A 26,861-nucleotide genomic window follows, 5' to 3' on the forward strand; every position below is an offset into this window, starting at 1 on the left:
AAGACCCACATGAGTGCTCCGCAGCCACCGAACCAGCCCTGGGGTGGCGGCCAGCCACAGCAGGGCCCGCCGAGTGGTCCCCAGCCACAACAGGACAACCCGTTCGCTTCGTCGGAGCCGACCCAGGTGGTTCAGCCCGGTCAGACACCGTCGCCGAGCGGCGGTTTCGGCGAAACCGCCGAGCCGACGCAAGTGGTGCAGCCCGGCCAGTCGTCCGAGGGGGAAGGCGGTGGCGATTCGGCGCAGGGCGAGTCGACGCAGTTGGTGCCGCCGGGCGCGCAGCCGCCCGCGATCCCGTACGCGCCTCCGCCGAGCGCAGCGGACAACCCGACCGTCGTGGCGCAGCAGGCCTTCGGTCAACCCCAGCAGGGACAGCAGGGTTTCGGTCAGCAACCGGGCGGATTCCCGTCGCAACAGCCGGGACCCTACGGCCAGCCGCCCCAGGGCTTCGGCATGCCGGGACAGCCCGGCGGTTACGGCCCGCCTCCGGGCTACGGTCCTCCCGGCGGCTACGGCGCTCCCGGCGGCGGAGCCGGCATGAACACCCAGATGTTCGGCTGGATCGCCGCCGGTGTGCTGATCGTGCTCGGCCTGCTCTCCGCGATCCTCACCATCACCCTCTGGGCCGACGCGGGGTCTTCGTCGTCGAACGCTTCGTCCCTCTGTGACCAGTACTCGGGCCCGATCGCCGACGCGTGCCGGCGGGAGATGGCCGACGCGTCGTCGAAGTCGTCCATTCCGGGCGCGGCGATCTTCTACTTCATCATGTTGATCGTCGGCGGCGTGGTCACCGCGGGCGCCGGGGTCGTGATCATCCTCAAGCAGAAGTTCGCGCATTTCCTCGCGGTGGGCGGCGGTTTCCTGCTGCTGCTGTTCGCGATCATCTTCGGCGCGCAGTACACCTTCTCGGTCGGTCGCATCGTGACCGACCTGATCTTCGGCATCGTCGTGCTGGCCATCGGCTTGCTGGGCTTCTTCCCGCAGACCGCGCAGTTCATCGGTATGGGTGGCGGCCCCACTCCTGGTGGTCCTCCCGGCTTCGGCCCGCCGACCGGGGGATTCCCCGGTCACCCCGGCGGTTTCGGGCAGCCGCCGCAGCAGCCCGGTCCCTACGGGCCGCCGCCGGGCGGATTCCCCGGTCAGCAGGGCGGTTTCCCGGGCCAGCAAGGTGGTTTCCCCGGTCAGCCGGGTGGGTTCGGGCAGCCGGGCGGGCCGAACCCGTCCAGCGGTGGCTTCCCGCAGCCGGGTCAGCCGCAGCAGCCCGGTCCCTTCGGACAGCCAGGCGGTTTCGGGCAGCCGCCGCAGCAGCCCAGTCCGTACGGGTCGCCGGGTCAGCAGCCCGGTCAGCCACCTCACCAGTGGTGAGGTGAGGACATCGAAGCCGGTCCCGGCGTCCGCCGGGGCCGGCTTTCGCTTTCGCGGCCCACGCCCGGAAATCCGCGGGCGAATCCGGCGGCGGGTCTCAGTGCTTGCCTTGAAACCCGCCCACCCGATCCCGTGGCCAGGGCTCGCCTTTGGTGGGTACGGCTCGTTTCGCCGATGGGAGCCCTGCCCCCGAGATCGGGTACCTTCGGGGGCGGGTTCGACCACTCACCTTGACCAGGCACCTCGCGATTTGAAGACAGGCTCTCCGGCGAACACGGCCCGGAAACGGGATCCGGCCGCTAAGGTGAGCGAGGCTGTGTTCTCCGGGCGGATGTGCGGCCAAGCCCCGGCATCTTTCCTTCCCGGCCGGTGGCTCCGGCACCACGCACGCCCGGCCGGATTTCGCGATGTGGCCCGTGGGCCGCACCCGGCGTTGGGGGGCGTAGGTGACGAACCCGTTCGGCTATCCCGTGGAGCGCGGCCGAAAACCGGCCGGCATCGAGCGAACACCCAACGGTGCCACGGCGATTCTCGCCGGACTCGTCGGCCTCGCGCTCGCCGGGATACTGGGTTATCTGCCGGTCACGCAGTTCATCTATTACGGCATCAGTGACCAGCCGGACCGGACGCTGATCGTGCTCGGACTGTACCTCGGTGCCGCGCTGTTGCTGCTGCTCGGCGCGGTGGTGACCTTCTTCCGGGTGCTGGCAGGCGGAATCCTGCTGTTGATCGGGGCACTGGTGGCGATGGCCGCCGTCGTGGCCGAGTCGACGTTGCTCCAGCCCGGCCGGTTCACCGAGTTTTTCCGGGCGATGTTCCAGTTCATTCCCGACGACGCCTTCGTGCGCGTCGCCGCCACCGTCGGAGGGCCGTTGGTGTTCCTGCTCGCCGTGCTGCCGTCGACTTTCCGCTATCTGCGGGACAGGCCGCCCGAGATCGGTTACGGACCCCCGCCCGGCTATCCGCCCCGGGGCTGGTAAGCACATGGCCGTGACCAAGGAAGTGCCGCGGGGTGGTGCCACCGGCATTCCCGCGGCGGTGCTCGCCCTCCTCGGCGGTCTTTTCCATCTCATCGGCGTGGCCGGGGGCGCGGTGATGGTCGCCGGTGACAGCGATCTCGGCCGGGGGTTGCTGACCTTCGTGCTGCACCTGAGCGTGGCCGGACTGCTGATCATCGGCGGGGTCGGCCTGGTGCTCGCGAAGCCGTTCGGCCAGACGGTCACGATCGTCGGGGCCGCGGCGGCACTGTTGTTGTACGTCGCTGTTCTTCTGCTCGGCGCGCTCGGGGTGTACTTCCTCGGCCTGACCGGCAGCACGCTGCCGCTGGGCTACACCGCAGTCCTGTGCGTGCCGGCCGTTACGACATTGGTGTTGGCCAGTGCTCCCCCCACCGCACGGTGGGTGACGAACGGCTGGTCCTGACGGACCATCCCTATTCGACCCCCTCGGCGGTCGCGGTGGGTGCCACCACCTAGATTGACAGGTATGGAAAATCTCGGTTTCGAGACCCGTGCCATCCACGCAGGTCAGGAGCCCGATCCTCGTACGGGCGCGGTCATCGTGCCGATCTACCAGACGTCGACGTACGCGCAGGACGGTGTCGGCGGCACCCGTGACGGTGACTACGAGTACTCGCGCACGGCCAACCCCACCCGGACCGCGCTGGAGGAGCAACTGGCCTCGCTGGAGGGCGCGCGGCACGGACTGGCCTTCGCCTCGGGCATGGCCGCTTCCGACGCGGTGCTGCGGACCGTGTTGCGGCCGGGCGATCATCTCGTGCTCGGCAACGACGCCTACGGCGGCACGTTCCGCCTGATCGACAAGGTCCTCACGACCTGGGGCGTGACCTACGACGTCGCCGATCTGTCCACTGTGGACTCCGTGCGGGCGGCGGTCCGGCCCGCGACCAAGGTTATCTGGTGCGAGACGCCGTCGAACCCGTTGCTGGGCATCGCCGACATCCCGGCGCTGGCCGGAGTCGCGCACGAAGCGGGTGCGCGGCTGGTGGTGGACAACACGTTCGCCACCCCGTACCTGCAGACCCCGCTCGCGCTGGGCGCCGACGTGGTCGTCCACTCGACCACCAAGTACCTCGGCGGCCACTCCGACGTCGTCGGTGGAGCCGTGCTGACCAACGAGGACGAACTCCGCGAACAGCTGTTCTTCCTGCGCAACTCGGCGGGCGCCGTACCGGGAGCCTTCGACGCCTGGCTGACCCTGCGGGGCATCAAGACGCTGGCGGTCCGCATGGAACGTCACTGCGACAACGCCGAGGAGATCGCGCGAGCGTTGCTGGCGCACCCGAAGGTCTCCAAGGTGTACTACCCGGGCTTGCCCGAACATCCGGGTCATGAGGTCGCGGCCAAGCAGATGCGCCGGTTCGGCGGCATGATCTCGTTCCGGCACGCGGACGGTGAAGCGGCCGCGCTGGCGGTCTCCGCCCGGACTTCGCTGTTCGTGCTGGCCGAGTCGCTGGGCGGGATCGAGTCGCTGATCGAACACCCGGGCCGGATGACGCACGCCAGCGTGAGCGGTTCGCTGCTGCAGGTGCCGGACGATCTGCTCCGGCTCTCGGTGGGCATCGAAGACCCGCGCGATCTGATCGCCGACCTGCACGAGGCCCTGGCTTAAAGCTCAGGGGCGGTAGTTGTGGTAGCCGTCCGTGTCGCCGGCGGAGTGCGCCGGGGCGGAGGGGAGTCCGGCCAGGTCGGTGTTGTCGACGCAGCCACCCACCAGTTCGACCTGGTTGTCGTGGCGGACGTACTGGCCGGGCTGGCCGCAGGTGTTCGCCGACTGGACCGTGTAGAACGCGGCTCCGGTAAGGGCCAGCGCCGAGGTGACGGCTGCCACCAGAGGCAGCACCCCGGCCGAACGACTGGCGCGCCGGCGTTCGCCGCCGCCCGTTTCGTCCCGCCTTCGCATGGTTACTCCTGATTCCCGATGCCGACCGCGTCCAGAGTACCCGGACCCTGGTTACTCACGGATGGCATGATCCCGTGTTATGCGACTGGTGAGCCTGGACCGGATCACCGAGGCGCGTCGTCTTCTCGAAGGGGTCGTCCGTATCACCCCGATGGAACACGCACGGGACCTCGAGCGGGTTCATGGTGGCCCGGTTTACCTCAAGTGTGAAAATCTTCAACGCACCGGTTCGTTCAAAATCCGCGGCGCGTACACGCGTATCCACGGTCTGACCGAAGACGAGCGGGGCCGCGGGGTGGTCGCGGCGAGCGCGGGCAACCACGCGCAGGGGGTGGCGCTCGCGGCGTCCCTGCTCGGCGCGAAGGCGACCGTGTTCATGCCCGTCCACGCTCCGCTCCCCAAGCTGGCCGCTACCCAGGGTTATGGCGCGGACGTCACGCTGCACGGCGATGTTTTCGACGACACCCTCGCCCAGGCGATCGCCTTCGCCGAGAGCACCGGAGCGGTGTTCATCCACCCGTTCGACCACGAGGACGTCATCGTCGGACAGGGCACGGCGGGGTTGGAGATCCTCGAGCAGGTGCCGGAGGCGGCGACGGTACTGGTGCCCACCGGCGGCGGTGGACTGGTTTCCGGAATAGCGGTCGCGGTGAAGGCGCTTCGCCCGGACGCGCGCGTGGTGGCCGTGCAGGCCGAGGGCGCGGCCGGGTTCCCGCCGTCGCTGGCGGCGGGCAGGCCCGTGCGCGTGCCACACCCGCACACGATGGCGGACGGGATCGCGGTCGGCCAGCCCGGGGAACTCACGCTCGCGCACGTGTCCGCGCTGGTCGACGACGTGGTGACGGTCAGCGAAGAGTCCCTCTCCCGGGCGCTGCTGCTGTGCCTGGAACGGCGCAAACTCGTGGTCGAGCCGGCCGGCGCGGCCGCGGTCGCCGCGCTGCTGGAGCACCCGGACGCGTTCCGGACCCCAGTGGTGGGGGTCCTCTCCGGTGGCAACGTGGACCCCTTGCTGCTGTTGCAGATCATTCGCCACGGCATGACCGCCGGTGGCCGCTACCTCGCGTTGCGACTGCGCGTGCCGGACCGGCCCGGTCTGCTCGCGGCCATTCTGACGCGCGTCAGCGAACTCGGCGCGAACGTGCTCGACGTGGAACACCGGCGCATTTCCGGTGCGCTGGAGCTCGGCGAGGTCGAGGTCTCGCTGAGCCTGGAGACCCGCGGCCCGCACCACTGCGAGGAGGTCACGGCCGAACTCCAGCGCGCCGGTTTCACCGTCCTGACCTGAGGTCTCAGAGGTTGCCGCGGAGGGCCTGCTCCCGCTCGATGGCCTCGAACAGCGCCTTGAAATTGCCCTTGCCGAAGCCCAGCGAGCCGTGGCGCTCGATGAGTTCGTAGAACACCGTGGGACGGTCGCCGACCGGCTTGGTGAAGATCTGCAGCAGGTAGCCGTCCTCGTCGCGGTCGACCAGGATGCGGTGCTTCTTCAACGTCTCCAGCGGCACCCGCACCTGGCCGATACGGCCACGCAGTTCCGGGTCGTCGTAGTAGGAGTCCGGCGTGTCGAGGAACTCCACGCCCGCCTCACGCATCGCCGCCACCGTCCCCACGATGTCGTTGGTGGCCAGCGCGATGTGCTGGCATCCCGCCCCGTCGTAGAACTCCAGGTACTCGTCGATCTGCGACTTCTTCTTCCCGATCGCCGGTTCGTTGAGCGGGAACTTCACCCGGTGGTTGCCGTTGGAGACGACCTTGCTCATCAGGGCCGAGTACTCGGTGGCGATGTCGTCACCGATGAACTCCGCCATGTTCACGAAGCCCATCACCCGGTGGTACCAGTCGACCCAGTGGTCCATCTTGCCCAGTTCGACGTTGCCGACACAGTGGTCGACCGCCTGGAAGAGCCGTTTGCGCGGGCTGTCCTGCATCGCCTGGTAACCCGGCAGATAGGGGCCGGAGTACCGGGAGCGGTCCACCAGCGAGTGCCGTGTCTCGCCGTAGGTGGCGATCGCGGCCATCCGGACCGTGCCGTACTCGTCGGAAACGTCGTGCGGCGCTTCGAGAATCGTCGCTCCCTGTGCCGCCGCGTGCGCCACGCATTTGTCCACATCGGACACTTCGAGGGCGAGGTCGGTGACCCCGTCACCGTGTCGCCGGTGATGGTCGAGCAACGGGGAGTCCGGCCGCACCCCACCGTTGATCACGAACCGGGCCGACCCGGACTTCAGCACGTAGGACTTGTGGCCGGCCTGACCGGTCTCCGGGCCGGCATAGGCGACCAGCCGCATGCCGAAGGCGTACCGGTAGAACCACGCAGTCTGGGTGGCGTTGCCGACGGCGAACACGACGGCGTCCATGGCCCGGACCGGGAACGGATCGGCCGTGGCGTCGTGGTCCACCAGGCCGACGAGTTGGCGCAACTGGTCGTAGCTCACATCATCCAGGCTGTTCGTCATGGACAAAGGATCGGCATGGCGGACAAGATGAGCAATCGAGAAGAAATTCACTGGGCAGTCTGCCCAGTGCGTCACCGCGATCGATGCCCGAAGGTGGACAACGTGGATGCTCTCGACGCCCGGTTACTCCTCCTGCTCACCGACGTGCCCAGGCTCGGCGTCCTGGAATGCGCGCGCCGGTTGGGCGTCGCGCGTGGCACCGTGCAGGCCCGACTCGACCGCCTGACCGCGCGGGGTGTCCTCGACGGTTTCCCGCCGCGGCTCGACCTGGGCGCGATGGGATACGGGCTCACCGCGTTCGCCGTACTGGAGATCGCGCAGGGGCGCCGAGGCCCGGTGATCGAGGCGCTGGCGGGCATCGAACAGGTCTGCGAGGTACACGCCACGACCGGCCAGGGTGACCTGTTCGTGCGCATGGTCGCCCGCGACCACGACGACCTCCAAAGAGTGATCGACGACGTGGTCAGCGTGCCCGACGTGCTGCGTACCTCGACTTCTCTGGCGCTGTCCACTCCGATCCCGCCACGAGTGCGCCCCTTGCTGGAGCGGATCGCTCACGGCTAGTCAGAACCCGCCCACCCGTCACCCCACCACCACCCTCAACGGAAGCGCTTCGCCCTGCTCGTTATCGCCGATCTCGTGGCCAGGGCTCTCCTGCAGTGCTTTGCGCCTGTTTCGCTGCACGGAGCCCTGCCCTCCGTTTTGAAGACGGTCTTTCAGGAAACGAACGCCAGGTATCGCTCGGCCGACCGGTGCACGACGCGGGCGGCGTCGCGCTGGATCACACGCTCCCAGAACGCGCCGTAGATCGCGTCGAACGAGTAGTCCCGCAGGATCGCCACCGCCCGCTTGACCAGGGCGGGGCGCTCCGGGATGTGGTTGGGGTAGCTGTACATGAAGCTCACCGACTTGAGGTCGGGGTTGACCGCCACGATGTCACCGGCGAGCAGCGCGCCGCGGCCTCGTTCGCCGCCGGGCCAGTGCAGCACCGTACCGCCCGGGAAGTGCACCCCGAGGTTGATCAAGGTCAGGTCGCCGCCCGGCCGCAGGGTTTCGCCGCTCCACAACTCGAGCGAGGTGTCCGGACGGCCGATCCACTGCCTGTCCTTCTCGTGGAGGTAGACCGGCACGTCGAAGGCATGGGCCCACTCGACCATCGTCGTGTAGTAGTGCGGGTGACTGATCGCGATTCCGGTGAGCCCGCCGAGTTCGGTGATGCGCGTGGCGATCTCGTCGTCGAAGTAGGCCGTGCAGTCCCAGAGGAAGTTCCCCGTGCCGGTCGTGATCAGCAGCGCACGCTGACCTATGCCGACGCTCGGGGCGCTGCCGATCCCGAGCACACCTGGCCCTTCTTCGTCGAGCCTCGCCGCGTACGGGCCCGCACGCAGCGTGTCCAGGTCGGTCCACTGCTGGCCCGCGGCGGGCACCCATTGGCGCTCGTCCTCGCAAATCGGGCAATCGGGTCGCGAAACGGCGTACTGCATTCCGCAGGTGAGGCAAATCGGTTTCGAACTCACCGGATCACAGTAGGACGGGTTCCCTCGCGGCGCCGACTATTGGCCGGATATTGATCGACATGAGCGCTGATTTCCGGCAGCGGATACGGGCGGTCGTGAAAACGGCCCGTTCGACCGGGATGGTGAACGGGCCGTCGCACGGCGTCGGTGAACTCAGCCCGTGTAGGGCACCGCCTTGACCAGTTTGACCTTCTGGCTCCTGCCGTTGGGCAGGTCGTACTCGCGCGTCTCGCCTTCCTTGGCGCCCAGCAGGGCCTTGCCCAGGGGAGACTCCGGGGAGTACACGTCGAGTTCGCCCTCGGCGCCCTCTTCGCGGGTGGCCAGCAGGAACCGCTCGTCCTCGTCGTCGCCGTCGTACCGCACGGTCAGGACCTTGCCCGGCTCCGCGATGCCGTCGTTCGGGGGTGCTTCGCCGACCTTCGCCGCCCGTAACAGCTCCTGGAGCTGGCGGATTCGTGCTTCGGCCTGGCCCTGCTCCTCACGGGCGGCGTGGTAGCCCCCGTTCTCCTTGAGGTCGCCCTCTTCCCGGCTGTCGTTGATCTTCGCGGCGATGACCGGACGATTCTCGATCAGTTCGTCGAGCTCGTGCTTGAGCCTGTCGTAGGCTTCCTGAGTTAGCCAGGTCACCTTGGTGTCGCTCACGGTCACCATCTCCTCGTCGTGCCTGCCGGGCATGGGTATACAAGCCGGCCAGCCCCGCCGGACGGGCTGTCCGGTGCGGCTGAGATAAAGGAAAAACACGGCCCCTCGGGCCGTGCCGGTAGGACAGAATAGCATGAAAGAGAAGGTCAGCGCCGCCCGTTATCCCACTCGCCGGGCATTGGCCGAGGAATTCACCCCGTTGGCCGCTAGCTTCTTGACAAATACGTTGGTACCTCGTAAGAGCACCCGAAGACTTCGGCCGTGACCGGACGGTCGGTGCTGTGGATCACCGTCGTCTGCAGTCCGTGCCCGTCTCCGGGTGGCACGAAGACCTCCTTGCGGCCACTCTCCGCGCCCGAGACGTCCCGGACCCGGACGATGCACACGCCCGCCCGCGACGGATCGTCCCGGCTCACGTTGATCGTGACCGACATGGCGTTCGCGGGCAGCTCCGCGAAGGAGACCCGGTCGGCCGAGATCGGTACCGGCCCGAGGTTGACGTAGGCGACCCAGGCCACCACGCCACCGGCCACCAGGCCCATCGCCGTGAAGATCCAGCGCCACCGGAGCGGCGAAGTGCGACGGCGTGCCGGGCCGTAACGGCCTTCGGGCAGGGCGCGAGGACTCACGCGGGCCTCCTGGGTTCCCCGGGGCACCGGCACCGGGTCGGTCCGTGTGGCCGGAGCCCCGCCATCGTCGGTCACACGGGCCTCCTCTCCGCGATTGTCGTACCCGTCGGGAACAATAGGCCTTCGATTATCCGTCAGCAGGGGAATACCGGTCTCAGAAGGGGGCGTTGCACGGATGGTGCGAGCTGACGAGCAGGTGGCCGGGGGAACACCGGCGGTGGGATCGAGTGCGGGCGAAGGCCCGCTGCGCATGATGGCGGTGCACGCGCACCCGGACGACGAGTCGAGCAAGGGCGCCGCGACGATGGCCAAGTACGTGGCCGAGGGCGTGGACGTCATGGTCGTGACGTGCACCGGCGGAGAGGCCGGCAGCGTCCTCAACCCGGCGATGGACCGGCCCGAGGTACGGGAGAACATCCACGAGATCCGCCGCGAGGAGATGGCCCGCGCGGCCAAGATCCTGGGCGTGCGTCACCACTGGCTCGGATTCGTCGACTCGGGGCTGCCGGAGGGGGAGCCGCTGCCGCCGCTGCCCGAGGGGTCCTTCGGGGTGGTTCCGATCGAGGAGCCGATCCGTGCGCTGGTCGAGGTGATGCGCGAGTTCCGTCCGCACGTCGTCCTCACTTATGACGAAAACGGCGGCTACCCGCACCCCGATCACATCCGCACCCACGAGGTGTCGATGGCGGCCTTCGACACGGTGGCCGACGCCGAGCGATTCCCGGAGCTCGGCGATCCGTGGCAGCCGTCGAAGCTGTACTACATGCACGGCTTTTCGCGGGCGCGGATGCAGGCGTTCCACGAAGCGCTGACCGCGGCCGGCCTCGATTCGCCGTACGCCGAATGGCTCAGCCGCTGGGATCCCGACCGGGCCGACGTGATGGAGCGAGTGACCACGCGTGTCGACTGCGGTGAGTACTTCGAGGTCCGCGACGAGGCGCTGAAGGCGCACGCCACCCAGATCGATCCGAACAGCCGGTGGTTCGCGGTCCCGCTGGACATGCAGCGTGAGCTGTGGCCCACGGAGGAGTACGAGCTGGTCCGCTCGCTGGTCGACAGCACTTTGCCCGAAGCGGACCTGTTCGCAGGCATCCGGCCGACCACCTGACCACTCTGCCTTTGCCTCACACGCCGGCGGGCTTGAACCGCGCTTATTGCCTCTGGTGACGTCAGGCGCGGTGCCGGTCGCGCGTTCCCCGACAGCGGGGGCCTAGACTCGGAAGGAGGCCACCCGCCGATTGGAGAGGCTGTTGCGATACGGACCACAGGGGAGCCGACGATGAGCACGGTGCTCACGGTGCCCCTCACCAACGCCGCGTTGGTGCTCTCCCAGCAACCGGGCAGCGACAACGGCGGTCAGGGCGAGGACTTCGGCAAGTCCTCGCCGGTGGGTTTCCTGCTGCTGTTGATCTTCCTGATCGCCGTCGCGTTCCTGGTGCGCTCGATGACCAAGCACCTCAAGCGCATCCCGGCCAGCTTCGACACGGAGGAAGGGTCCGGCTCCGGCAAGTCCGCTCGTGACGACTCCGCCGAGGCGCCGGAGACACCGGAGTCCACCGCCAAGCCGGAAGCCGAGCCCAGCGAAGCGGAAAAGAGCGAACGCTCCAGCTAGTGGCTGTCGCTCGAAGCGCGCTCGTCGAGTGCGGTGCCGGGTGAGTCGGCAGCCCCGGCCGTACGGCAGGGCCGATTTCGCCATGACACCCTGGACCTATGGCCAATCGACTCGCCTCCGCGACCAGCCCCTACCTGCTCCAGCACGCCGGGAACCCGGTCGACTGGTGGCCGTGGGGCACCGAGGCACTGGCGGAAGCCGAGCGGCGCGACGTGCCGATCCTCTTGTCGGTCGGGTACGCGGCCTGCCACTGGTGTCACGTGATGGCCCACGAGTCCTTCGAGGACGAGGAAACCGCGCGGCTGATGAACGAGAACTTCGTCAGCATCAAGGTCGACCGCGAGGAACGCCCCGACATCGACTCGGTCTACATGACGGCGACACAGGCGATGACCGGCCAGGGCGGCTGGCCGATGACCTGTTTCCTCACGCCGGCCGGTGAGCCGTTTCACTGTGGCACCTACTACCCGCCCGAGCCACGGCCCGGCATGCCTTCCTTCCAGCATCTGCTGATCGCGGTGGCCGAGGCGTGGCGCGAGCGCCGCGACGAGCTGCGCGAGGGCGCCAGTCAGATCGTGCGGCATCTGGCCGAGCAGACCAGCCCCCTCCCCGTGTCCACAGTGGACGAAGAGGTGCTGGCCGGTGCGGTGGAGCGGCTCACCGGCGACGAGGATCGCGTGCACGGCGGGTTCGGCCGCGCGCCGAAATTCCCCCCGTCCATGGTGCTGGAGTTCCTGCTCCGGCATTACGAGCGAACGGGCTCCGCCGAAGCTCTGGCGCTGGTGGAGTCGTGTGCTGACGCGATGTCGCGCGGCGGGATGCACGACCACCTCGCCGGTGGCTTCGCCCGGTACTCCGTCGACGCGGCGTGGGTCGTGCCGCACTTCGAGAAGATGTTGTACGACAACGCTTTGCTGCTCCGGGTCTACGCCCATCTCGCCCGGCTCACCGGGTCTTCCCGGGCGCGGGAAGTCGCCGTGCTGACCGGTGATTTCCTACTGGACCGGCTGGGCACGCCGGAAGGTGGCTTCGCGGCGTCGCTCGATGCCGACACCCTCGGCGAGGAGGGGCTGACCTATGTCTGGACTCCGGCCGAACTCGAGCAGACGCTCGGCCCCAAGGACGGTGCTTGGGCAGCAGAACTGTTCGGTGTGACCGCCGCGGGGACGTTCGAGCGCGGCAGGTCGGTCCTGCAGTTGCGGCGGGATCCCGACGATGCCGAACGCTATGAACGCGTTCGCCGCACCTTGCTGGCCGCGCGGGACGAGCGGCCGCAACCGGCCCGTGACGACAAGGTGATCGCCGCGTGGAACGGACTCGCGATCGGCGCGTTGTGTGAGGCGGGCATGGCGCTGGAGAAGCCTCGGTGGATCACCGCCGCCGAGCGCGCCGCACGATCCATTGTGGACATTCATCGTGCCGGTGGGAGGTTGTTGCGCGGCTCGCGGGGCGGGCGCGCCGGAGACGCCGCCGGGGTGCTGGAGGACTACGGGTGCCTCGCCGACGGGTTGCTCGCGCTCTACCAGGCCACGGCCGAGCGTCGCTGGCTCGACGAAGCCACGGACTTGCTGGACATCGCGCTGGACCGGTTCGCCGTCGACGGTACGCCGGGCGCGTATCACGACACCGCCGACGACGCCGAAACTCTCGTGCACCGCCCGTCCGACCCAGGGGACAACGCGAGCCCGTCCGGCGCCTCCGCGCTCGCGGGTGCGCTGGTCACGGCTTCGGTCCTGGCCGGCCCCGACCGGGCGGCCGGTTACCGCGACGCGGCCGAGCGGGCCGTCAATCGGACCGGGCAACTCGCCGTCAAGATGCCCCGGTTCGCCGGACACTGGCTGGCCGTGGCGGAGGCGCTGCTGACGGGACCGATCCAGGTCGCGGTCGTCGGCGAGGACGACACGGCGTGGGCCGGGCTCCGCGCGGCCGCCGTGCGGGCGGTGCCCGGCGGTTCGGTGGTGCTCGCGGGGCGGCCCGGCAGTGCGCCGTTGCTGGAGGACCGCCCGCTCGTCGACGGCGCCGCAGCGGCTTACGTCTGTCGCGGTTACGTGTGCGATCGGCCGGTCACCAGCATCGAGGCCCTTTCGCTGGCGGTGAACATCCGCCCAGGTCAAAGCCAAGAGGCGTAACGTCTGTAGTGATGTAATCAAGTAATCGCGGAGGCGGTCATGCGCACACACGGACATCGGGGCTGGAAGGGACGCGGCGGCTGGCAGCAGGCGGACGTGCCGTCCGCGGAGGACGCGCCCGCCTGGTTCGCCGGACGGCTGCCGGACGAGTGGTTCACCTCGGCACCCGAAATCACCATCGACCGTGAAGAGATCCTGGTGGTCGGCGAGTTGCCGCCACTGGCCGAGGAGTTCGACGACGACGCGGCGCGGGCGGCGGCCGAGTCGGGCCGGATCAGCCGGTTCCGGGAGGACACCCGGGACCAGCGCATCGAGATCGCGCGCCAAGCCGAGCACCGGTATGGACGGAAGGTCGCCTGGGGTGCGCGCGTCGGGGGCACGCGCGAACTCTTCACCACGCTGTCCGTGCCGGTGATGACCCGGCTCCGGCAGCCGGAACGGCTGGTGCTGGACACGCTGGTCGACGCCGGCGTCGCACGCTCCCGGTCGGAGGCACTGGCCTGGGCGGTGCGGCTGGTGGGCAAGCACGCGGAAAGCTGGCTGAGCGAGCTGCGCACCGCTATGTCCACAGTGGACGATCTACGGGCGAAAGGGCCGGACCTGGACTGAGGCTGAAGGTCCGGCCTACGCGGATCGGTCGTGCTCCCTGGTCCATTCGGACGTGGGCCGCGGTCGCCGCGACAATTCCCGGAAAATCGCCTGAACCTGGTTCGTGGTCTCCACGTGTTTGTCATGTCGACGAGGATCTGGCTCGGTCCTCGGGCACGGCCGCCTCACCTCACCCCGTGCTGAAACGGTGGCGGTCGCGGTGAACGGGCCGTGCGAGTGTCTCCGCCCCCACACTCGCACCCTCGTCGACACCAGGCTTCCCCGCGAGGCAGTCCGGCCTCGCGGGGCGCCGTGATGCGCAGGAAAAAAAGGAACGCGCTCTCTGCCGCTCGGCGGGCACACTCTCCTGATCCTTGTCGCCGAGGAGGAAGGAACACCGATCGGCGGCGCGTTCGGGTTCCTCACGGACCCGTCGAACGCGACGCTGCGGGCGATCGCGCTGGTACCGGATCGACGCGGCCGTGGTCTCGGCGGAGCGCTTTTGCGTGCCTTCGAACGTGCGGCGGGCGCGCTGGGGGCGGCTCACGTTTCCCTCGGAGCCGACGAAGCCGTCGGGTTCTACCTTCGCCACGGCTACCGGCTCCTGTTGAGTCTGCAATGGGTTCACGACGCTTCCCACCACAAGGCCGAGGCAGAGGCGTTGCTCGGCGGGCCGTTGAAGAACCTGCCCCACCGGCATTCCTCCTTCGGCGGGGTCCCACAGTTGTCCGTCACGCTCGACGAGTCGAGCGCCGTGATCACCGAGCGCGTGAACGAGCTTGCCAAGGCGCTCATGCCGGCTACATCATGACTCGCCGACTCGGCTGATCACCTCGCCGCCTGATGCGGCGATTCCGGATTCCGTGTGCGGGCAACCGCATTCGTTTCCCGCCTCGTTTCTTCCGGTGAGGGCAAAGGAGCGGATGTGGGAGTTCGGGACGACGAGTTCGTCGAGTTCGTGCGGCGGTCCTCGGTGCCGTTGCGCCGGACGGCTTTCCTGATGTGCGGGGACTGGCATCGCGCCGAAGACCTGGTGCAGACCACGCTGACGAAGCTGTTCCGGGCGTGGTCGAGGGTGCGCGGGATGGAACAGCGGGAGGCCTATGCGCGGCAGGTCCTGATGCGCACGGCCATTGACGAGTCCCGCCGGTTCTGGCACCGGGAACGATCGTCCGGTGAAATACCGGAGCGCGCGAGCCCGGTCGTCGAGACCGAGGCGTCCATCGATCTGAGACGCGCCTTGGCCGCGTTGCCGGTGCGGCAGCGGGCCACGTTGGTCCTGCGGCATTGGGAGGACCTTCCGGTCCACGAAGTCGCCAAATTGCTGCGGTGTACCGAGGGGACGGTCAAGAGCCAGTCCGCCAAGGCGCTCACCGCGTTGCGCACCATGCTCGGCTCGGATCGGCTCCTGGAGGGGTATCAGTGAACATCGACGACGACGCCGAGCACGGTTGGGCCAACACTCTGCTGTCCCGGGCCGTCGGGCCCGAACCCGAACTGGGCTTCCGGGCCGAGGACGTACTGGCCAAGGCACGCCGTGATCTCGCCTGGCGACGGGCCGCGCTGACCGGCACGTTGACCGTCGCGGCACTGGTGGCGACCGCGGTGCTGCTCGGCCACGGCAGCTCACCCGAACCACGGACGCCCGCGAACGGCGGTCCGACGGCCACGAGCACGGCACCCAGCCCGCCGACCGAAACCACCGTCTACGGCGTCGAGGGCCCGCTCGTCATCGACGCACGCTCCAAAGACCTGACCGCGAAGCTCGCCGACGCGCACGCCCTTCCGCCAGGCGTGACCGCGAGCACGGGCAAGTATTACGGCGGCGATCCGCTCGTCTTCTACAAGCTGCCCATCGGCCAGAACGCGAACAGCTACTACGCCTATGCGACGCTCACTGACTCGCATGGTCAAGGTCACCTGAGTGTCCACCTGCTGAACCAGCAGACCGGCACCAACTGTGTCGGCAAGCCGGATCCGCGGGTGTGCAGTACCGAGGTTCTTCCCGACGGCAGCCGGATCACCGCGTTCCGATACGCGCCCGATGGCACGGCCGTCCAGTGGATTGTGGAGTTGGTGCGTCCGAACGGCACCGCGGTGGACGTCCTGTGCGGCAACTGGAGCATGGATGGTGACACCGGCGGCTACCTCAACAACACGAAAAACGAACCGCCCGTGCCCAAGGACACGCTCGTCCGTTTGGCCAAGTTGTTCGTCTGACGCCCGGACCGGGCCGGCGACCAGAGCCGCACTGGGGGTGCGGCTCTGGTCGCGCTTTGCGTGCCGTCCCCGAACGAAAGATCAACATGTGATCAACACTGTTTGCTGGGCAGTCCCCCGTGTCGGCGAGCCGGGCATCACCACCGGTCTGTTCACCGTCGCGCAAAGCGAGCCCTTTCGCTCCTCCAGCAAGAAAAGCACTAGGCGTTTTTCGTGGCGGGGCGACCGGCGGAAGCGCCCCTCGTCACGGGGTTCTCCGATTCGCGCCGGGTGAGGACCAAGGGAGCGTCCTCGGTGATGGCGACCGTGTGCTCGGAGTGGGCAGTCCGCGAACCATCGGCCGACCGGATGGTCCAGCCGTCGGGGTCATAGATGATCTGGTCGGTCGTGCGGGCGAGCCAGGGTTCGAGCGCGAGGGTCAGTCCCGGCCTGAGTTTCAGGCCTCGGCCGGCCCGGCCTTTGTTGGGCACGTGGGGCCCCTCGTGCATGGTGCGGCCGATGCCGTGACCACCGAATTCGGTGTTGACCGGATAGCCGTAGCCGGAGGCCACCGCATGGATCGCCGCCGAGATGTCACCCAGGCGGTTGCCCGGCCGTGCCACCTCGATCGCCGCCTCCAACGCTTCCTCGGTGGCACGGATGAGCCGCAGGTCCTCCTCCGCGGCGGTACCGACGATGACCGTGTGCGCCGAGTCGGCTGCCCAGCCGTCGATGCTGACCGCCAGGTCCGCGGTGAGCACGTCTCCGTCGCGGAGTGTGTAGTCGTGGGGCAATCCGTGCAGGACGGCGTCATTGACCGCCAGGCAGATGACGTTGCGGAACGGGCCCTTGCCGAAGGAGGGAGCGTAGTCCCAGTAGCAGGACTCGGCCCCGCGCCGTTTGATCATGCCCCGCGCGTGGTGCTCCAGGTCCAGGAGGTTGACGCCCACGTCGGCGAGCCGGCCGACCTCGGAGAGCACCTCGGCGACAAAACGCCCGGTCACGTGCATGCGGTGGATCTCCGCAGGCGACTTCAGTTCAATCACGGGTACCTCTTACCACCGGAATTGGTATTACTATACCGGCACCTTAACACTTGCCGGTATAGTAATACCAGCCATATCCTGGGGGCATGGTTCGCCAACCGCTCACCCCTGAGCAGATCGAAGCCGGCAGGCGTCTCGGCGCACTGCTGCGCGAGGCGCGAGCGGGACGCGACCTTGTGGAAGTCGCCTACGCGGCCGGCATCTCGCCGGAGACCCTGCGCAAGATCGAGACCGGACGACTGCCCTCGCCCGGATTCGGCACCGTCGTCCGCCTCGGCGAGGCGCTCGACCTGCCGGTTCAGGAGCTGGCAGCCGCATGGCGCGGCAACGACCTACCGCTGGAAGCCGCCTCGTAGCTGCCGTCGGACACCCGAGCGTTCATGCACGCCGTGTTGGCGCAATCGCGGAATGCGGAGCGGGCCGAGTTCAATCTCGCCGCGGTCGAGCGGGATTCGGGGCGGCTGGTCGGGTCCGCCGCGCTGCAGGTGACGAGTCGTGAGCACGCTCGCGGCGAGTTGGGGTACGTCTTCCACCGCGAGGTCTGGTCTCGCGGATACGCGACCGAGGCCGGCCGGCTGCTACTACGGTTCGGCTTCGAGTCGCTGAGACTTCGGCGTATCTCGGCGACCTGCCGTCCGGAAAACGTCGCGTCCGCGCGCGTACTGGTGAAGATCGGTATGCGGTACAAAGGCACGCTGCGCAGTTCCTTCGGGGCACCTGGCGAGACTCGTTGCTCTACGCGGCCATCAGCGAGGCCACCGGCATCTGAGTCGCACGAACGAGTCGGAGGATCGGGAACACTCGCATGGGCGAGGTCGAGTTCCGCCGGTGTTGGGACCTAACCGACTATCGGTAGCCATGAGCGATGTCGTGTTGATGTCCGATCCGAAGGTCGCCGCTGTGCCTGTCGAGGAGTGCGGTGAGTCCTTGGTGGACGTGAGCGGCCACGATTGCTTCGTGATCGACGAGCGGAAACGAGAGGATTCCGTGGGCGCGTTCGTCTACCTGCGTCAAGGAGTCTTCGACCGGCTTCGTCGAGCGCAAGAGGCGTTGCCGCAGGGGCTGCGGCTGCTGTACGTCGAGGGGTACCGCCCTCCTGCGTTACAACGCCTGTACTTCGACCACTATGCGGACCGCCTCAGGACCGAGCATCCGGGGTGGAATTCGAAGGAGTTGCGCGACGCCGCGAGCCGTTTCGTGTCGCCGCCGGAGATCGCGCCGCACAGCGCGGGCGCTGCGGTCGATCTGACCCTCGTCTCGGTCGATGGGCGCGAGATCGACATGGGCACCAGGGTCAACGCCACGCCGGAGGAAAGCGACGGTGCCTGCTACACCGCGGCTGACCACATCGGATCAGCGGCGCGTGCGAATCGCCGGACGTTGATCGACGCTCTGACGTCGGCCGGGCTGGTGAACTATCCGACGGAGTGGTGGCACTGGTCCTACGGAGACCGCTACTGGGCGCTCGCGACGGGAGCCGCGGCGGCCCACTACGGCCCGAAGGAGCTGGGATAGACCTGCGTCGCGATGGCGTTCGGGCACTGCTGTCCGCTGGGCGGTGACGGGATCATTCCGCGACGCTGCCCGGCCTTTTGGCCGAAGTTGCGGCTCCGGCCGGTCTTCAAGCTCTGCCACGCTGCATGTCGATCACGTACTTCCCCCGGACGCCGCCTGCTTCGAGGCGTCGGTGGACCTCGGCGATGTCGGTCAGCCCGAAGACGGTGTCGATCACGGGGCGAATGCTTCCGGCCTCGGCCGTCGCGGTCAGTTCGGCTATCCGCTCCCGGGACGGGTTGTTGCTGAAGACCTTTATCCGGCGATTGACCGCGACGCGCGACGGGGGCACCGGCCCCGGATGAAGCCGCGTAGTGGCGCCGTCGAGGACATGGCCGCCGACAAGGAGATCCGGGCCAACCGACATCGCACCCTGCCGCGGTATCCCTAGGCGTACATGGCGAGCCAGATCGCGATGTAGTGGGAAATCGCCGCGAGGACCGTGCACGCGTGGAAGTACTCGTGATAGCCGAAAATGTCGGGCCAGTGGTTCGGCCAGCGGATGGCGTAGAAGACGGCTCCGAGGGTGTAGAAGACACCGCCGGCCAGCAGCAACACCAGCGCGGCGACCCCGGCGTGGTGGGCGAGTTCCGGAAGCACGAAGATCGCGACCCACCCGAGCGCGATGTAGATCGGGACGCCGAGCCAGCGGGGGGCGGTCGGCCAGAGCATCTTGAGGGCGACACCGGCGATCGCGCCGCCCCACACCACGCCGAGAATCACGTAGCCCGTCGGCTTCGACATCGACAGGAGCGTGAACGGTGTGTAGGTGCCCGCGATGAACAGGAAGATCATGGAATGGTCGGCGCGCTTCATCCACTGGTAGCCGCGTGGCGTCCAGATGCGACGGTGGTACAGCGCGCTCACCCCGAAGACGCCGAGCACGGTCAGGCCGTAGACGGTGGTGGCCAGCGTGGCCGTCGCAGAGACCGTCAGCGCCGCGAAAACGACCAGCGTCACAGCGCCGACCGCCGCGCCGAAGAAGGACCAGAAATGGATGTGCCCCCGCAGTCGGGGACGGACCACTGGGCTGGGCAGCGGAGCGACTGTCACTTCCCCAGGCTAAGGGAGTGACCGTTTCTCCCCGGCCAAACAGTGGCCGGAACCACCCTCTCAGGGAGCGTGCGTACGCTGGTCCGACGTGAGTCTTCGGTCGTTCGTCTCCAGGGTCCTCTACGGCGCATACGGCAAGCGGCTGGTGCAGCAGGCCGCCGGGCGTCACCCGCGGCATGTCGCGATCATGCTCGACGGAAACCGGCGCTGGGCCCGGGAAGCCGGGTTCACCGACGTCTCGGACGGGCACCGGGTCGGCGCGCGCAAGATCGCGGATTTCCTGTCCTGGTGCCGCGAAGCCGACGTCGAAGTGGTGACGTTGTGGCTGCTGTCCACGGACAATCTCGAGCGTGCCCAGGAGGAGGTCGAGGCGCTCCTCAAGATCATCGTGGACGTCGTCGACGAACTGGCCGCGCCCGGCACGCCGTGGCGGCTGCGGATGGTGGGGGCGCTGGAGTTGCTGCCTGCCGACATGGCCCGCAGCCTCAAGTCCGCGGCGGCGCGCACGGAGGACCGCAAGGGCATGGAGGTCAACATCGCGGTCGGTTACGGCGGCCGTCAGGAGATCGCCGACGCCGTCAAGAAGCTTCTCCTCCAGCACGCCGACGAGGGCACGTCGATCCGCGAACTGGCGAAGATCCTTGACGTCGATCACATCTCCGAGCATCTCTACACGTCTGGCCAGCCCGACCCCGACCTCATCATCAGGACCTCCGGCGAGCAGCGACTGTCCGGGTTCCTGTTATGGCAGTCCGCACATTCCGAATTCTGGTTCACCGAGGCTTACTGGCCGGCCTTCCGGAGGGTCGACTTCCTGCGTGCGCTGCGTGATTACGCCTGGCGGCACCGCCGATTCGGTACTTGACGACACGGTAGGGCACACAACCCTGTACTGATCGTGAGATGACAACCTCGTGAATCACCTGGCTGGCTGCCTGCAACTGCGACAGAACGCAGGTAACTTGCGAAGTGATGGTCCGTGACCTTGCGGAACATCACGGGAGGCCCTGGTCGTGGCGGTAGTTGACGGAACGGCGGTGGCGACAGCCGCGCAGCCGTTCACGCAACGCACGAGGGGGCCGGCACCCGGCCCTCGAGGTCGTGGCCGCTGACGCTCCGGCGTCAGAGAACACGGTCAGCCAGGGCAGTGCCCGGCCCAGCTAGTGCGGGCGTGGTGCCACGCCCACGAGGGAGATGCCGTGAGTGCGCAGCGTTCGCCCCGACCGGTTGCCGGCAGTGCGTCAAGCGCCGAAGACCCGGGCCCGCGATCTTCCGAATCCCAGCGGCACACTTATGTGCTCGACACCTCGGTTCTGCTCTCCGACCCCTGGGCCGTGTCCAGGTTCGCCGAGCACGCCGTGGTGCTGCCGCTGGTCGTCATCAGCGAACTGGAGGCGAAACGGCATCACCCTGAACTCGGCTGGTTCGCGCGTGAAGCGCTGCGTCTGCTCGACGACCTGCGGCGGACGCACGGACGGCTGGATGCCCCGGTCCCGATCGGGGAGCACGGCGGAACCCTGCACGTCGAGCTCAACCACACCGACCCCACGGTGCTGCCGGTGGGGTTCCGCACGGATTCCAACGACCACCGCATCCTGGCGTGCGCGCTGAATCTCGCCGCCGAGCAGCCCGGTGTGACATTGATCACGAAAGATATTCCGCTGCGGGTCAAGGCCGGTTCCGTGGGCCTGGAAGCCGACGAGTACCGCGCGCAGGAGGTCACGCCGTCCGGCTGGACCGGGATGGCCGACATCGACGTGCCGGGAGAGGCGATCGACGCGTTGTTCGCCGACAGCCCAGTGGACATGAGCGACTTCGGGCTGCCGGAGGTCGGCGAGCTGCCCTGCAACACCGGCCTTCGTCTGCTGTCGGGCACTTCGGCCGCCCTGGGGCGGATCACCGCGGACAAGCGGGTCCGGCTGGTGCGTGGCGACCGCGAGGCGTTCGGCCTGCACGGCCGGTCCGCCGAACAGCGGGTCGCGCTGGATCTGTTGCTCGACCCGTCGATCGGCATCGTCTCGCTGGGTGGCCGCGCGGGCACCGGTAAGTCGGCACTGGCGCTGTGCGCGGGGCTGGAGTCGGTGATGGAGCGGCGCGAACACCGCAAGGTCGTGGTGTTCCGGCCGGTCTACGCGGTCGGCGGGCAGGATCTCGGTTACCTGCCGGGCTCGGAGAGCGAGAAGATGCAGCCGTGGGCGCAGGCGGTGTTCGACACCCTCGGCGCGCTGGTCAGCGAAGAGGTCCTGGAGGAGGTCTTCGACCGGGGCATGCTCGAGGTGCTCCCGCTCACGCACATCCGCGGGCGCTCGCTGCACGACTCGTTCGTCATCGTCGACGAGGCGCAGTCGCTGGAGCGCAACGTGCTGTTGACGGTGCTGTCGCGGTTGGGCACGGCGTCGCGAGTGGTGCTGACGCACGACGTCGCGCAGCGCGACAACCTCCGCGTCGGCCGTCATGACGGCGTGTCCGCGGTCATCGAGAAGCTGAAGGGGCACCCGCTGTTCGCCCACGTGACGCTGACCCGGTCGGAACGGTCCCCGATCGCGGCTCTCGTCACCGAAATGCTGGAGGACCACGGCTGACACCAGCGCCGTTTTCTAGCCGCTTAGGGGAGCAAGGAGCGTTTACTACGAATCATCCGTAGTAAACGCTCCTTCCTCTCGAACCCCCCGGGGCCCTACCAGCCGGCGGGGAGAGGGCGGCCTTCGGCGAAACCGGCGGCGGACTGCACGCCCACCACGGCACGCTCGGCGAATTCCCGGGTGGTGCGCGCGCCGGCGTAGGTGAACGCCGATCGCACGCCCGAGCAGATCGAGTCGAGCAGGTCCTCCACGCCGGGCCGGAGCGGATCGAGCAGCATCTTCGACGACGAGATGCCCTCCTCGAACAGGCCCTTCCGCGCGCGGTCGAACGCGCTGTCGGTGCGGGTGCGCCCGGCCACCGCGCGTTTGGACGCCATGCCGAAGGATTCCTTGTAGGCACGGCCCTTCTCGTCGTACCGCAGGTCTCCGGGTGATTCGTGTGTGCCGGCGAACCACGAGCCGATCATCGACGCGGACGCGCCGGCGGCCAGGGCGAGCGCGATGTCGCGGGGGTGCCGCACGCCTCCGTCGGCCCACACGTGCCTGCCCAGCGCGCGGGCGGCCGCGGCGCACTCGGCCACGGCCGAGAACTGCGGGCGTCCCACCCCGGTCATCATCCGCGTCGTGCACATCGCGCCGGGCCCGACACCGACCTTGACCACGTCGGCGCCGGCCTCGATGAGATCACGGGTCCCCTGCGCGGTGACCACGTTGCCCGCCACCACCGGCACTCCCGGCGCGAGCGAACGGACCGACTTCAGCGCCGTGATCATCTTTTCCTGATGCCCGTGCGCGGTGTCCACGACGAGCACGTCGACACCGGCGGCGAGCACGGCTTCCGCCTTCGTCGCCACGTCACCATTGACGCCGATGGCCGCGGCGACCCGGAGCCTGCCTTCGGCGTCCACGGCGGGGGCGTAGATGTCGGTCCGCAGGGCCGCGGTGGCCGTCAGCACGCCGACGAGCCTGCCTTCGTCGTCCACGCCGACCGCGAGGGGAGCGCTCGCCGCGTGCAGGCGTTCGTAGACCTCACGAGCCGAGGTATCCAGCGTGCACGTCACGGACGCGGGCACGACGACCTCGGAGAGCCGCGTGAACTGGTCCACACCGGCGCAGGCGGCCTCGTCCACGATGCCTTCCGGGCGCCCGTCCCGGTCGACCACCACGACGGCGCCGTGCGCGCGCTTGCCCACCAGGTTGAGCGCGTCGGCCACGGCGTCACCAGCGGTAAGAACCAGCGGCGTGTCCCACACGGTGTGCCTGCTCTTGACCCAGGAAACGATGCCCGCCACCGCCGCCGCGTCGACGTCCTGGGGGAGCACGACCAGCCCACCGCGCCGCGCCACCGTTTCGGCCATGCGGCGGCCGGCGACCGCGGTCATGTTCGCCACCACGATCGGGATCGTCGCGCCGGTACCGTCCTCGGTGGCGAGATCCACGTCGAAGCGGGATTCCACGTCCGAACGGTTCGGGACGAGGAACACGTCGTCGTAGGTCAGGTCGTGGGCGGGCCCGTGGCCCTCGAGAAAACGCACGAGTACCCAGGCTACCTGGCACAATTCTCACCGTGGCCGATCGGGATCGAGATGAACGGGGCCGCCCGCGCAACGCCCGGCCGCGAGACGGGCTGGGGCGGCCGTTGCCGTACGGCTCGTCAGGGGTGGAGCGTCAGCCCGAGGGCATAGCGCGTACTCCGGAAGAGACCCTCACCGAGGCGCAGCGGCTGCTTGACGAGGGCAGACCGTTCCACGCGCACGAGGTCTTCGAGGACGCCTGGAAGTCGTCGGCCGGTCCCGAGCGGGCGTTGTGGAAAGGCTTGGCGCAACTGGCCGTCGGCGTCACGCACGCGGCCAGGGGCAACGAGAAGGGCGCGCTGACGCTGCTCGACCGTGCGGCCGAAGCCATCGAGCCCTACGCGGACACCGCGCCCTATGGGCTCGACGTCAGCGGTCTGGTTCGCTGGGCCCGTGCACAGCGCGGCTCTGGCGCGCTCACGCCTCCCAATCTGCGGAGCCGGCCTTCTCCTCACCGATAGTGGTGGACTCACCGTGGCCGGTGTGGACGACCGTGGCGTCCGGCAGGGCGAACAGTCGTTCCCGGATCGAGCGGACGATCGTCGGATAGTCCGAATAGGACCGTCCGGTGGCGCCGGGGCCGCCGTGGAAGAGGGTGTCCCCGGTGAACACAACGCCGAGGTCCGCCGCGTGGAGGCAGACCGCGCCGGGTGCGTGGCCGGGAGTGTGCAGCACCGTCAGCTCGGTGCCGGCGACGGTCAGGACCTGGCCGTCGGAGAGGCCGGCGTCGGGCGCGCGTTCCGGATGCGTGAGGTCCCAGAGCACACGGTCGTCAGGGTGCAGCAGGATCGGCGCGCCGGTCCGCTCGGCCAGTTCCGGTGCGGCGTTGACGTGATCGTTGTGCGCGTGGGTGCACACGATCGCCCGGACCTCCGCGTCGCCCACCGCGCGCGCGATGGCGGAGGCGTCGTGCGCCGCGTCGATGACGATCACCTCGGACTCGTCGCCGACCAGCCACACGTTGTTGTCCACGTCCCATTTGCCGCCGTCGAGTTCGAAGACCCCGGAGGTCACCACGTTCCGCACAGTCGCCATGGTGCAGAGCCTATGCGTCATCGCGCGTGCGCGCGGAACGTAGGGCGCCGGCGCTTTCGCGTCCGCGACCCGGCCGCCCGTTCAGGCGAAAGACACTTGATGGTCATGAATTTCTGACAAAGTTTCTTTTATGTGTGTCGGGTCCGAATGCGGAAGGCCGGATTTCTCCCGGCGTGGTTTCCTCACCGCGGCCACGGCCGTGGGTGCGAGCCTTCTCGGCCCGGTGCGGTTCGCGAGCGCGGACGAGGGGCAGAGCCGCACCCAGGTCATCACCGGGCACTTCGAGCCCGGCACACCGGATTTCGTCTACCTGCCGGTCGAGGTTCCACCGGGCGTCGCGCGGTTTTCCGCCGTGTACGGCTACGCGAAACCCGACGTGCCGCCCGGAACCCCCGGGAACTCCTGTGACATCGGCGTTTTCGACGCTCGGGGCACCGGCCTCGGGGGCGCCGGCTTCCGCGGCTGGTCGGGAGGGTTCCGGGACCGGTTCGAGATCAGCCGGACCGAGGCCACCCCCGGTTATCTGCCGGGCGAGGTCATGCCGGGCACCTGGCACATCGTGCTCGGCCCCTACACGATCGCCCCCGAAGGCATGGATTACCGCGTCGAAGTGACGCTGACCTACGGCCCGCCGGGTGCCGGATACCGGCCGCACTATCCGCCGGAGAAGGCCCGGGGCCGTGGGCGCGACTGGTATCGCGGCGACTGCCACCTGCACACGGTTTATTCCGACGGAAAGCGTTTGCCCGCCGAGGTGGCGGCCGGTGCGCGAGAGGCGAAGCTGGACTTCATCACCTCCACCGACCACAACACGTCGTCTTCCCACGGGGTGTGGGGCGACTTCGCCGGCGACGACCTGTTGATCATGCTCGGCGAGGAGGTCACCACGCGCAACGGGCACTGGCTCGCCCTCGGGGTGCGGCCGGGACAGTTCGTCGACTGGCGGTACCGCTCGCGGGACGACGCACTGCCCCGCTACCAGCGTGAGGTGCACGGCGCGGGCGGCCTGTGCGTCGCGGCGCACCCGTACTGCCCGTGGGTGGCCTGCAACTTCAAGTTCGGCTACCGGGACTTCGACGCGGTCGAGGTGTGGAACGGGCCATGGACCTGGGACGACGAGGCCACGGTGGCGGAGTGGGACGGGATGCTGGCCGCGGCGGCCCGCGGTGAGAGCCGCTGGTTGCCGGCGATGGGCAACAGCGACGCGCACAACCCGGGCAACGTCATCGGCCTGCCGCAGAACGTCGTGTTCGCCGACAACCTGAGCCGGGACGCGATTCTCCGCGGCCTCAAGGCCGGCCGGAGCTGGATCGCCGAGTCCTCGGAGGTGGTTCTGTCCTTCGTGGCGACCGGACCGCGGGGTCAGTCCGCGGGCATCGGGGAGCGCCTCGCGGTCGACAACGGCGACAAGGTGGCCGTCCGGCTGGAGGTCGCCGGGGTGCCCGGCGGAACGGTCCGGTTGATCACCGACGAAGGCCAGATCCTCCAGACGAGTCTGCCCGCGAGTGGTACGGGCACGGTGACCTGGCTGACCACTCCGGACGTGTCGGCCTATGCCCGCGCCGAGGTGCGGCATCCGTCAGCCGATGGATCCGCCGGTGCCCCGGCGTTGTCGCCTGGCTTCAATTTCGGCGCGATGGCCGCGCTCACCAACCCGATTTTCTTTGGCCACCCCTAGGGAGGGCGGGGCTTTCGCCCGATTACCGGCGATCCGCGCGCACATCTGAGATAATCGGTGGGGTGCGAATTCTGGTGTACCGCTCCCCGAACCTCCGGCCGAACCGCGGTGGCGTCCCCCTTTCCCGGCGGGGCCCTCGGTTGTGTTTCCGGTCGTCGCGCTGAATCAACCTCTCGTGGCGTCATAGGGCCCGCTGCCCGCACGGCGGCGCCGGCGAGGTTGATTTCCCATGCGTGTCGACTCAGGGTGAGTCAGTACTGGGGGTTGGTGGACTCCGCGAGGA

The 26,861-nt window shown here is 68.6% G+C and carries 30 protein-coding genes; 20 read left to right on the plus strand and 10 right to left on the minus strand.

Annotated features, from left to right (window positions below; all coding sequences use genetic code 11):
- Positions 1-9: 9 nt before the first annotated feature.
- The 4 genes from ACFSXZ_RS22740 to ACFSXZ_RS22755 all read left to right on the plus strand — a co-directional run bounded on the left by ACFSXZ_RS22740 (position 10) and on the right by ACFSXZ_RS22755 (position 3,996).
- Positions 10-1,365, plus strand: a complete 1,356-nt coding sequence (locus ACFSXZ_RS22740) for a hypothetical protein (RefSeq protein ID WP_378267166.1) — start codon at positions 10-12, stop codon at positions 1,363-1,365.
- A gap of 446 nt (positions 1,366-1,811) precedes the next feature.
- Positions 1,812-2,345 carry a hypothetical protein gene (locus tag ACFSXZ_RS22745; RefSeq protein ID WP_378267167.1) on the plus strand — a complete coding sequence of 178 codons (534 nt, stop codon included), beginning with the start codon at positions 1,812-1,814 and terminating at the stop codon, positions 2,343-2,345.
- A 10-nt stretch (positions 2,346-2,355) separates the two neighbouring features.
- Entirely contained in the window at positions 2,356-2,787 is a 432-nt protein-coding gene (locus ACFSXZ_RS22750) for a hypothetical protein (protein ID WP_378267168.1), read from the plus strand.
- A gap of 63 nt (positions 2,788-2,850) precedes the next feature.
- Positions 2,851-3,996, plus strand: a complete 1,146-nt coding sequence (locus ACFSXZ_RS22755) for a cystathionine gamma-synthase (RefSeq protein ID WP_378267169.1) — start codon at positions 2,851-2,853, stop codon at positions 3,994-3,996.
- Positions 3,997-3,999: 3 nt separating this feature from the next.
- On the opposite strand, the gene ACFSXZ_RS22760 is transcribed toward ACFSXZ_RS22755, so the two are convergent.
- A complete protein-coding gene (locus ACFSXZ_RS22760) occupies positions 4,000-4,287 on the minus strand; it encodes a hypothetical protein (RefSeq protein ID WP_378267170.1) in 288 nt (95 codons plus the stop codon).
- Positions 4,288-4,366: 79 nt separating this feature from the next.
- On the opposite strand from ACFSXZ_RS22760, the gene ilvA reads away from it, so the two are divergent.
- Positions 4,367-5,572 (plus strand): threonine ammonia-lyase, encoded by a 1,206-nt coding sequence (ilvA, locus tag ACFSXZ_RS22765; RefSeq protein WP_378267171.1) that lies wholly within the window; start codon positions 4,367-4,369, stop codon positions 5,570-5,572.
- 4 nt (positions 5,573-5,576) lie between these two features.
- On the opposite strand, the gene hppD is transcribed toward ilvA, so the two are convergent.
- Positions 5,577-6,740: a 4-hydroxyphenylpyruvate dioxygenase gene (gene hppD / locus ACFSXZ_RS22770; protein ID WP_378267172.1), complete on the minus strand. Its 1,164-nt coding sequence runs from the start codon at positions 6,738-6,740 to the stop codon at positions 5,577-5,579.
- Positions 6,741-6,842: 102 nt separating this feature from the next.
- Here hppD and ACFSXZ_RS22775 point away from each other — a divergent pair, with 102 nt between their 5' ends.
- On the plus strand, positions 6,843-7,304 hold the full coding sequence (locus tag ACFSXZ_RS22775; protein ID WP_378267173.1) for an Lrp/AsnC family transcriptional regulator: 462 nt from the start codon (positions 6,843-6,845) through the stop codon (positions 7,302-7,304).
- A gap of 152 nt (positions 7,305-7,456) precedes the next feature.
- On the opposite strand, the gene ACFSXZ_RS22780 is transcribed toward ACFSXZ_RS22775, so the two are convergent.
- The 3 genes from ACFSXZ_RS22780 to ACFSXZ_RS22790 form a co-directional block, all read right to left on the minus strand.
- Positions 7,457-8,257: an MBL fold metallo-hydrolase gene (locus ACFSXZ_RS22780; RefSeq protein WP_378267174.1), complete on the minus strand. Its 801-nt coding sequence runs from the start codon at positions 8,255-8,257 to the stop codon at positions 7,457-7,459.
- Between the two features lie 153 nt (positions 8,258-8,410).
- Complete coding sequence (gene greA / locus ACFSXZ_RS22785) at positions 8,411-8,908, minus strand: transcription elongation factor GreA (protein ID WP_378267573.1); 498 nt, start codon at positions 8,906-8,908, stop codon at positions 8,411-8,413.
- A 197-nt stretch (positions 8,909-9,105) separates the two neighbouring features.
- Positions 9,106-9,555 (minus strand): DUF4307 domain-containing protein, encoded by a 450-nt coding sequence (locus ACFSXZ_RS22790; RefSeq protein WP_378267574.1) that lies wholly within the window; start codon positions 9,553-9,555, stop codon positions 9,106-9,108.
- Between the two features lie 148 nt (positions 9,556-9,703).
- Here ACFSXZ_RS22790 and mca point away from each other — a divergent pair, with 148 nt between their 5' ends.
- The 7 genes from mca (at position 9,704) to ACFSXZ_RS22825 (ending at position 16,077) form a co-directional block, all read left to right on the plus strand.
- Positions 9,704-10,636: a mycothiol conjugate amidase Mca gene (gene mca / locus ACFSXZ_RS22795; RefSeq protein WP_378267175.1), complete on the plus strand. Its 933-nt coding sequence runs from the start codon at positions 9,704-9,706 to the stop codon at positions 10,634-10,636.
- A 171-nt stretch (positions 10,637-10,807) separates the two neighbouring features.
- Positions 10,808-11,140, plus strand: a complete 333-nt coding sequence (locus ACFSXZ_RS22800) for a hypothetical protein (protein WP_378267176.1) — start codon at positions 10,808-10,810, stop codon at positions 11,138-11,140.
- A 98-nt stretch (positions 11,141-11,238) separates the two neighbouring features.
- Positions 11,239-13,269 carry a thioredoxin domain-containing protein gene (locus ACFSXZ_RS22805; protein WP_378267177.1) on the plus strand — a complete coding sequence of 677 codons (2,031 nt, stop codon included), beginning with the start codon at positions 11,239-11,241 and terminating at the stop codon, positions 13,267-13,269.
- Between the two features lie 39 nt (positions 13,270-13,308).
- Positions 13,309-13,878, plus strand: coding sequence for a hypothetical protein (locus ACFSXZ_RS22810; protein ID WP_378267178.1), 570 nt, complete (start codon positions 13,309-13,311; stop codon positions 13,876-13,878).
- 349 nt (positions 13,879-14,227) lie between these two features.
- Positions 14,228-14,668, plus strand: a complete 441-nt coding sequence (locus ACFSXZ_RS22815; RefSeq protein ID WP_378267575.1) for a GNAT family N-acetyltransferase — start codon at positions 14,228-14,230, stop codon at positions 14,666-14,668.
- Between the two features lie 114 nt (positions 14,669-14,782).
- The gene (locus ACFSXZ_RS22820) at positions 14,783-15,283 is read left to right on the plus strand and encodes a SigE family RNA polymerase sigma factor (protein WP_378267179.1); all 501 of its coding nucleotides are present in this window, start codon (positions 14,783-14,785) and stop codon (positions 15,281-15,283) included.
- A complete protein-coding gene (locus tag ACFSXZ_RS22825; protein WP_378267180.1) occupies positions 15,280-16,077 on the plus strand; it encodes a hypothetical protein in 798 nt (265 codons plus the stop codon). The genes ACFSXZ_RS22820 and ACFSXZ_RS22825 overlap by 4 nt, the downstream gene beginning before the upstream one ends.
- Before the next feature lie 200 nt (positions 16,078-16,277).
- Here ACFSXZ_RS22825 and map read toward each other — a convergent pair whose 3' ends face one another.
- The gene (gene map / locus ACFSXZ_RS22830; RefSeq protein ID WP_378267181.1) at positions 16,278-17,102 is read right to left on the minus strand and encodes a type I methionyl aminopeptidase; all 825 of its coding nucleotides are present in this window, start codon (positions 17,100-17,102) and stop codon (positions 16,278-16,280) included.
- Positions 17,103-17,188: 86 nt separating this feature from the next.
- On the opposite strand from map, the gene ACFSXZ_RS22835 reads away from it, so the two are divergent.
- Genes ACFSXZ_RS22835 through ACFSXZ_RS22845 form a run of 3 tightly spaced genes read left to right on the plus strand, consistent with a single transcriptional unit; the run spans position 17,189 to position 18,617 of the window.
- Positions 17,189-17,458, plus strand: coding sequence for a helix-turn-helix transcriptional regulator (locus tag ACFSXZ_RS22835; RefSeq protein ID WP_378267182.1), 270 nt, complete (start codon positions 17,189-17,191; stop codon positions 17,456-17,458).
- Positions 17,459-17,944: a GNAT family N-acetyltransferase gene (locus ACFSXZ_RS22840; RefSeq protein WP_378267576.1), complete on the plus strand. Its 486-nt coding sequence runs from the start codon at positions 17,459-17,461 to the stop codon at positions 17,942-17,944.
- Positions 17,945-17,960: 16 nt separating this feature from the next.
- Positions 17,961-18,617, plus strand: a complete 657-nt coding sequence (locus ACFSXZ_RS22845) for a M15 family metallopeptidase (protein WP_378267183.1) — start codon at positions 17,961-17,963, stop codon at positions 18,615-18,617.
- 106 nt (positions 18,618-18,723) lie between these two features.
- Here ACFSXZ_RS22845 and ACFSXZ_RS22850 read toward each other — a convergent pair whose 3' ends face one another.
- A complete protein-coding gene (locus ACFSXZ_RS22850) occupies positions 18,724-19,023 on the minus strand; it encodes a zinc-binding dehydrogenase (RefSeq protein ID WP_378267184.1) in 300 nt (99 codons plus the stop codon).
- Positions 19,024-19,043: 20 nt separating this feature from the next.
- Positions 19,044-19,709 (minus strand): PAQR family membrane homeostasis protein TrhA, encoded by a 666-nt coding sequence (trhA, locus tag ACFSXZ_RS22855; protein WP_378267185.1) that lies wholly within the window; start codon positions 19,707-19,709, stop codon positions 19,044-19,046.
- Positions 19,710-19,797: 88 nt separating this feature from the next.
- Here trhA and ACFSXZ_RS22860 point away from each other — a divergent pair, with 88 nt between their 5' ends.
- The gene (locus ACFSXZ_RS22860; protein WP_378267186.1) at positions 19,798-20,574 is read left to right on the plus strand and encodes an isoprenyl transferase; all 777 of its coding nucleotides are present in this window, start codon (positions 19,798-19,800) and stop codon (positions 20,572-20,574) included.
- A 430-nt stretch (positions 20,575-21,004) separates the two neighbouring features.
- Positions 21,005-22,291, plus strand: a complete 1,287-nt coding sequence (locus ACFSXZ_RS22865; protein ID WP_378267577.1) for a PhoH family protein — start codon at positions 21,005-21,007, stop codon at positions 22,289-22,291.
- A 95-nt stretch (positions 22,292-22,386) separates the two neighbouring features.
- On the opposite strand, the gene guaB1 is transcribed toward ACFSXZ_RS22865, so the two are convergent.
- Positions 22,387-23,826 (minus strand): GMP reductase, encoded by a 1,440-nt coding sequence (gene guaB1 / locus ACFSXZ_RS22870; protein WP_378267187.1) that lies wholly within the window; start codon positions 23,824-23,826, stop codon positions 22,387-22,389.
- A gap of 32 nt (positions 23,827-23,858) precedes the next feature.
- Here guaB1 and ACFSXZ_RS22875 point away from each other — a divergent pair, with 32 nt between their 5' ends.
- Positions 23,859-24,326: a DUF309 domain-containing protein gene (locus ACFSXZ_RS22875; protein WP_378267188.1), complete on the plus strand. Its 468-nt coding sequence runs from the start codon at positions 23,859-23,861 to the stop codon at positions 24,324-24,326.
- Here ACFSXZ_RS22875 and ACFSXZ_RS22880 read toward each other — a convergent pair.
- Entirely contained in the window at positions 24,283-24,900 is a 618-nt protein-coding gene (locus tag ACFSXZ_RS22880; protein WP_378267189.1) for an MBL fold metallo-hydrolase, read from the minus strand. The two genes, ACFSXZ_RS22875 and ACFSXZ_RS22880, sit on opposite strands and share 44 nt — an antisense overlap.
- A 130-nt stretch (positions 24,901-25,030) precedes the next feature.
- Here ACFSXZ_RS22880 and ACFSXZ_RS22885 point away from each other — a divergent pair, with 130 nt between their 5' ends.
- The gene (locus tag ACFSXZ_RS22885; protein ID WP_378267190.1) at positions 25,031-26,578 is read left to right on the plus strand and encodes a CehA/McbA family metallohydrolase; all 1,548 of its coding nucleotides are present in this window, start codon (positions 25,031-25,033) and stop codon (positions 26,576-26,578) included.
- The last annotated feature ends 283 nt before the right edge of the window (positions 26,579-26,861 follow it).

Source organism: Amycolatopsis pigmentata, assembly GCF_042684065.1.
Lineage (GTDB): Bacteria > Actinomycetota > Actinomycetes > Mycobacteriales > Pseudonocardiaceae > Amycolatopsis_E > Amycolatopsis_E pigmentata.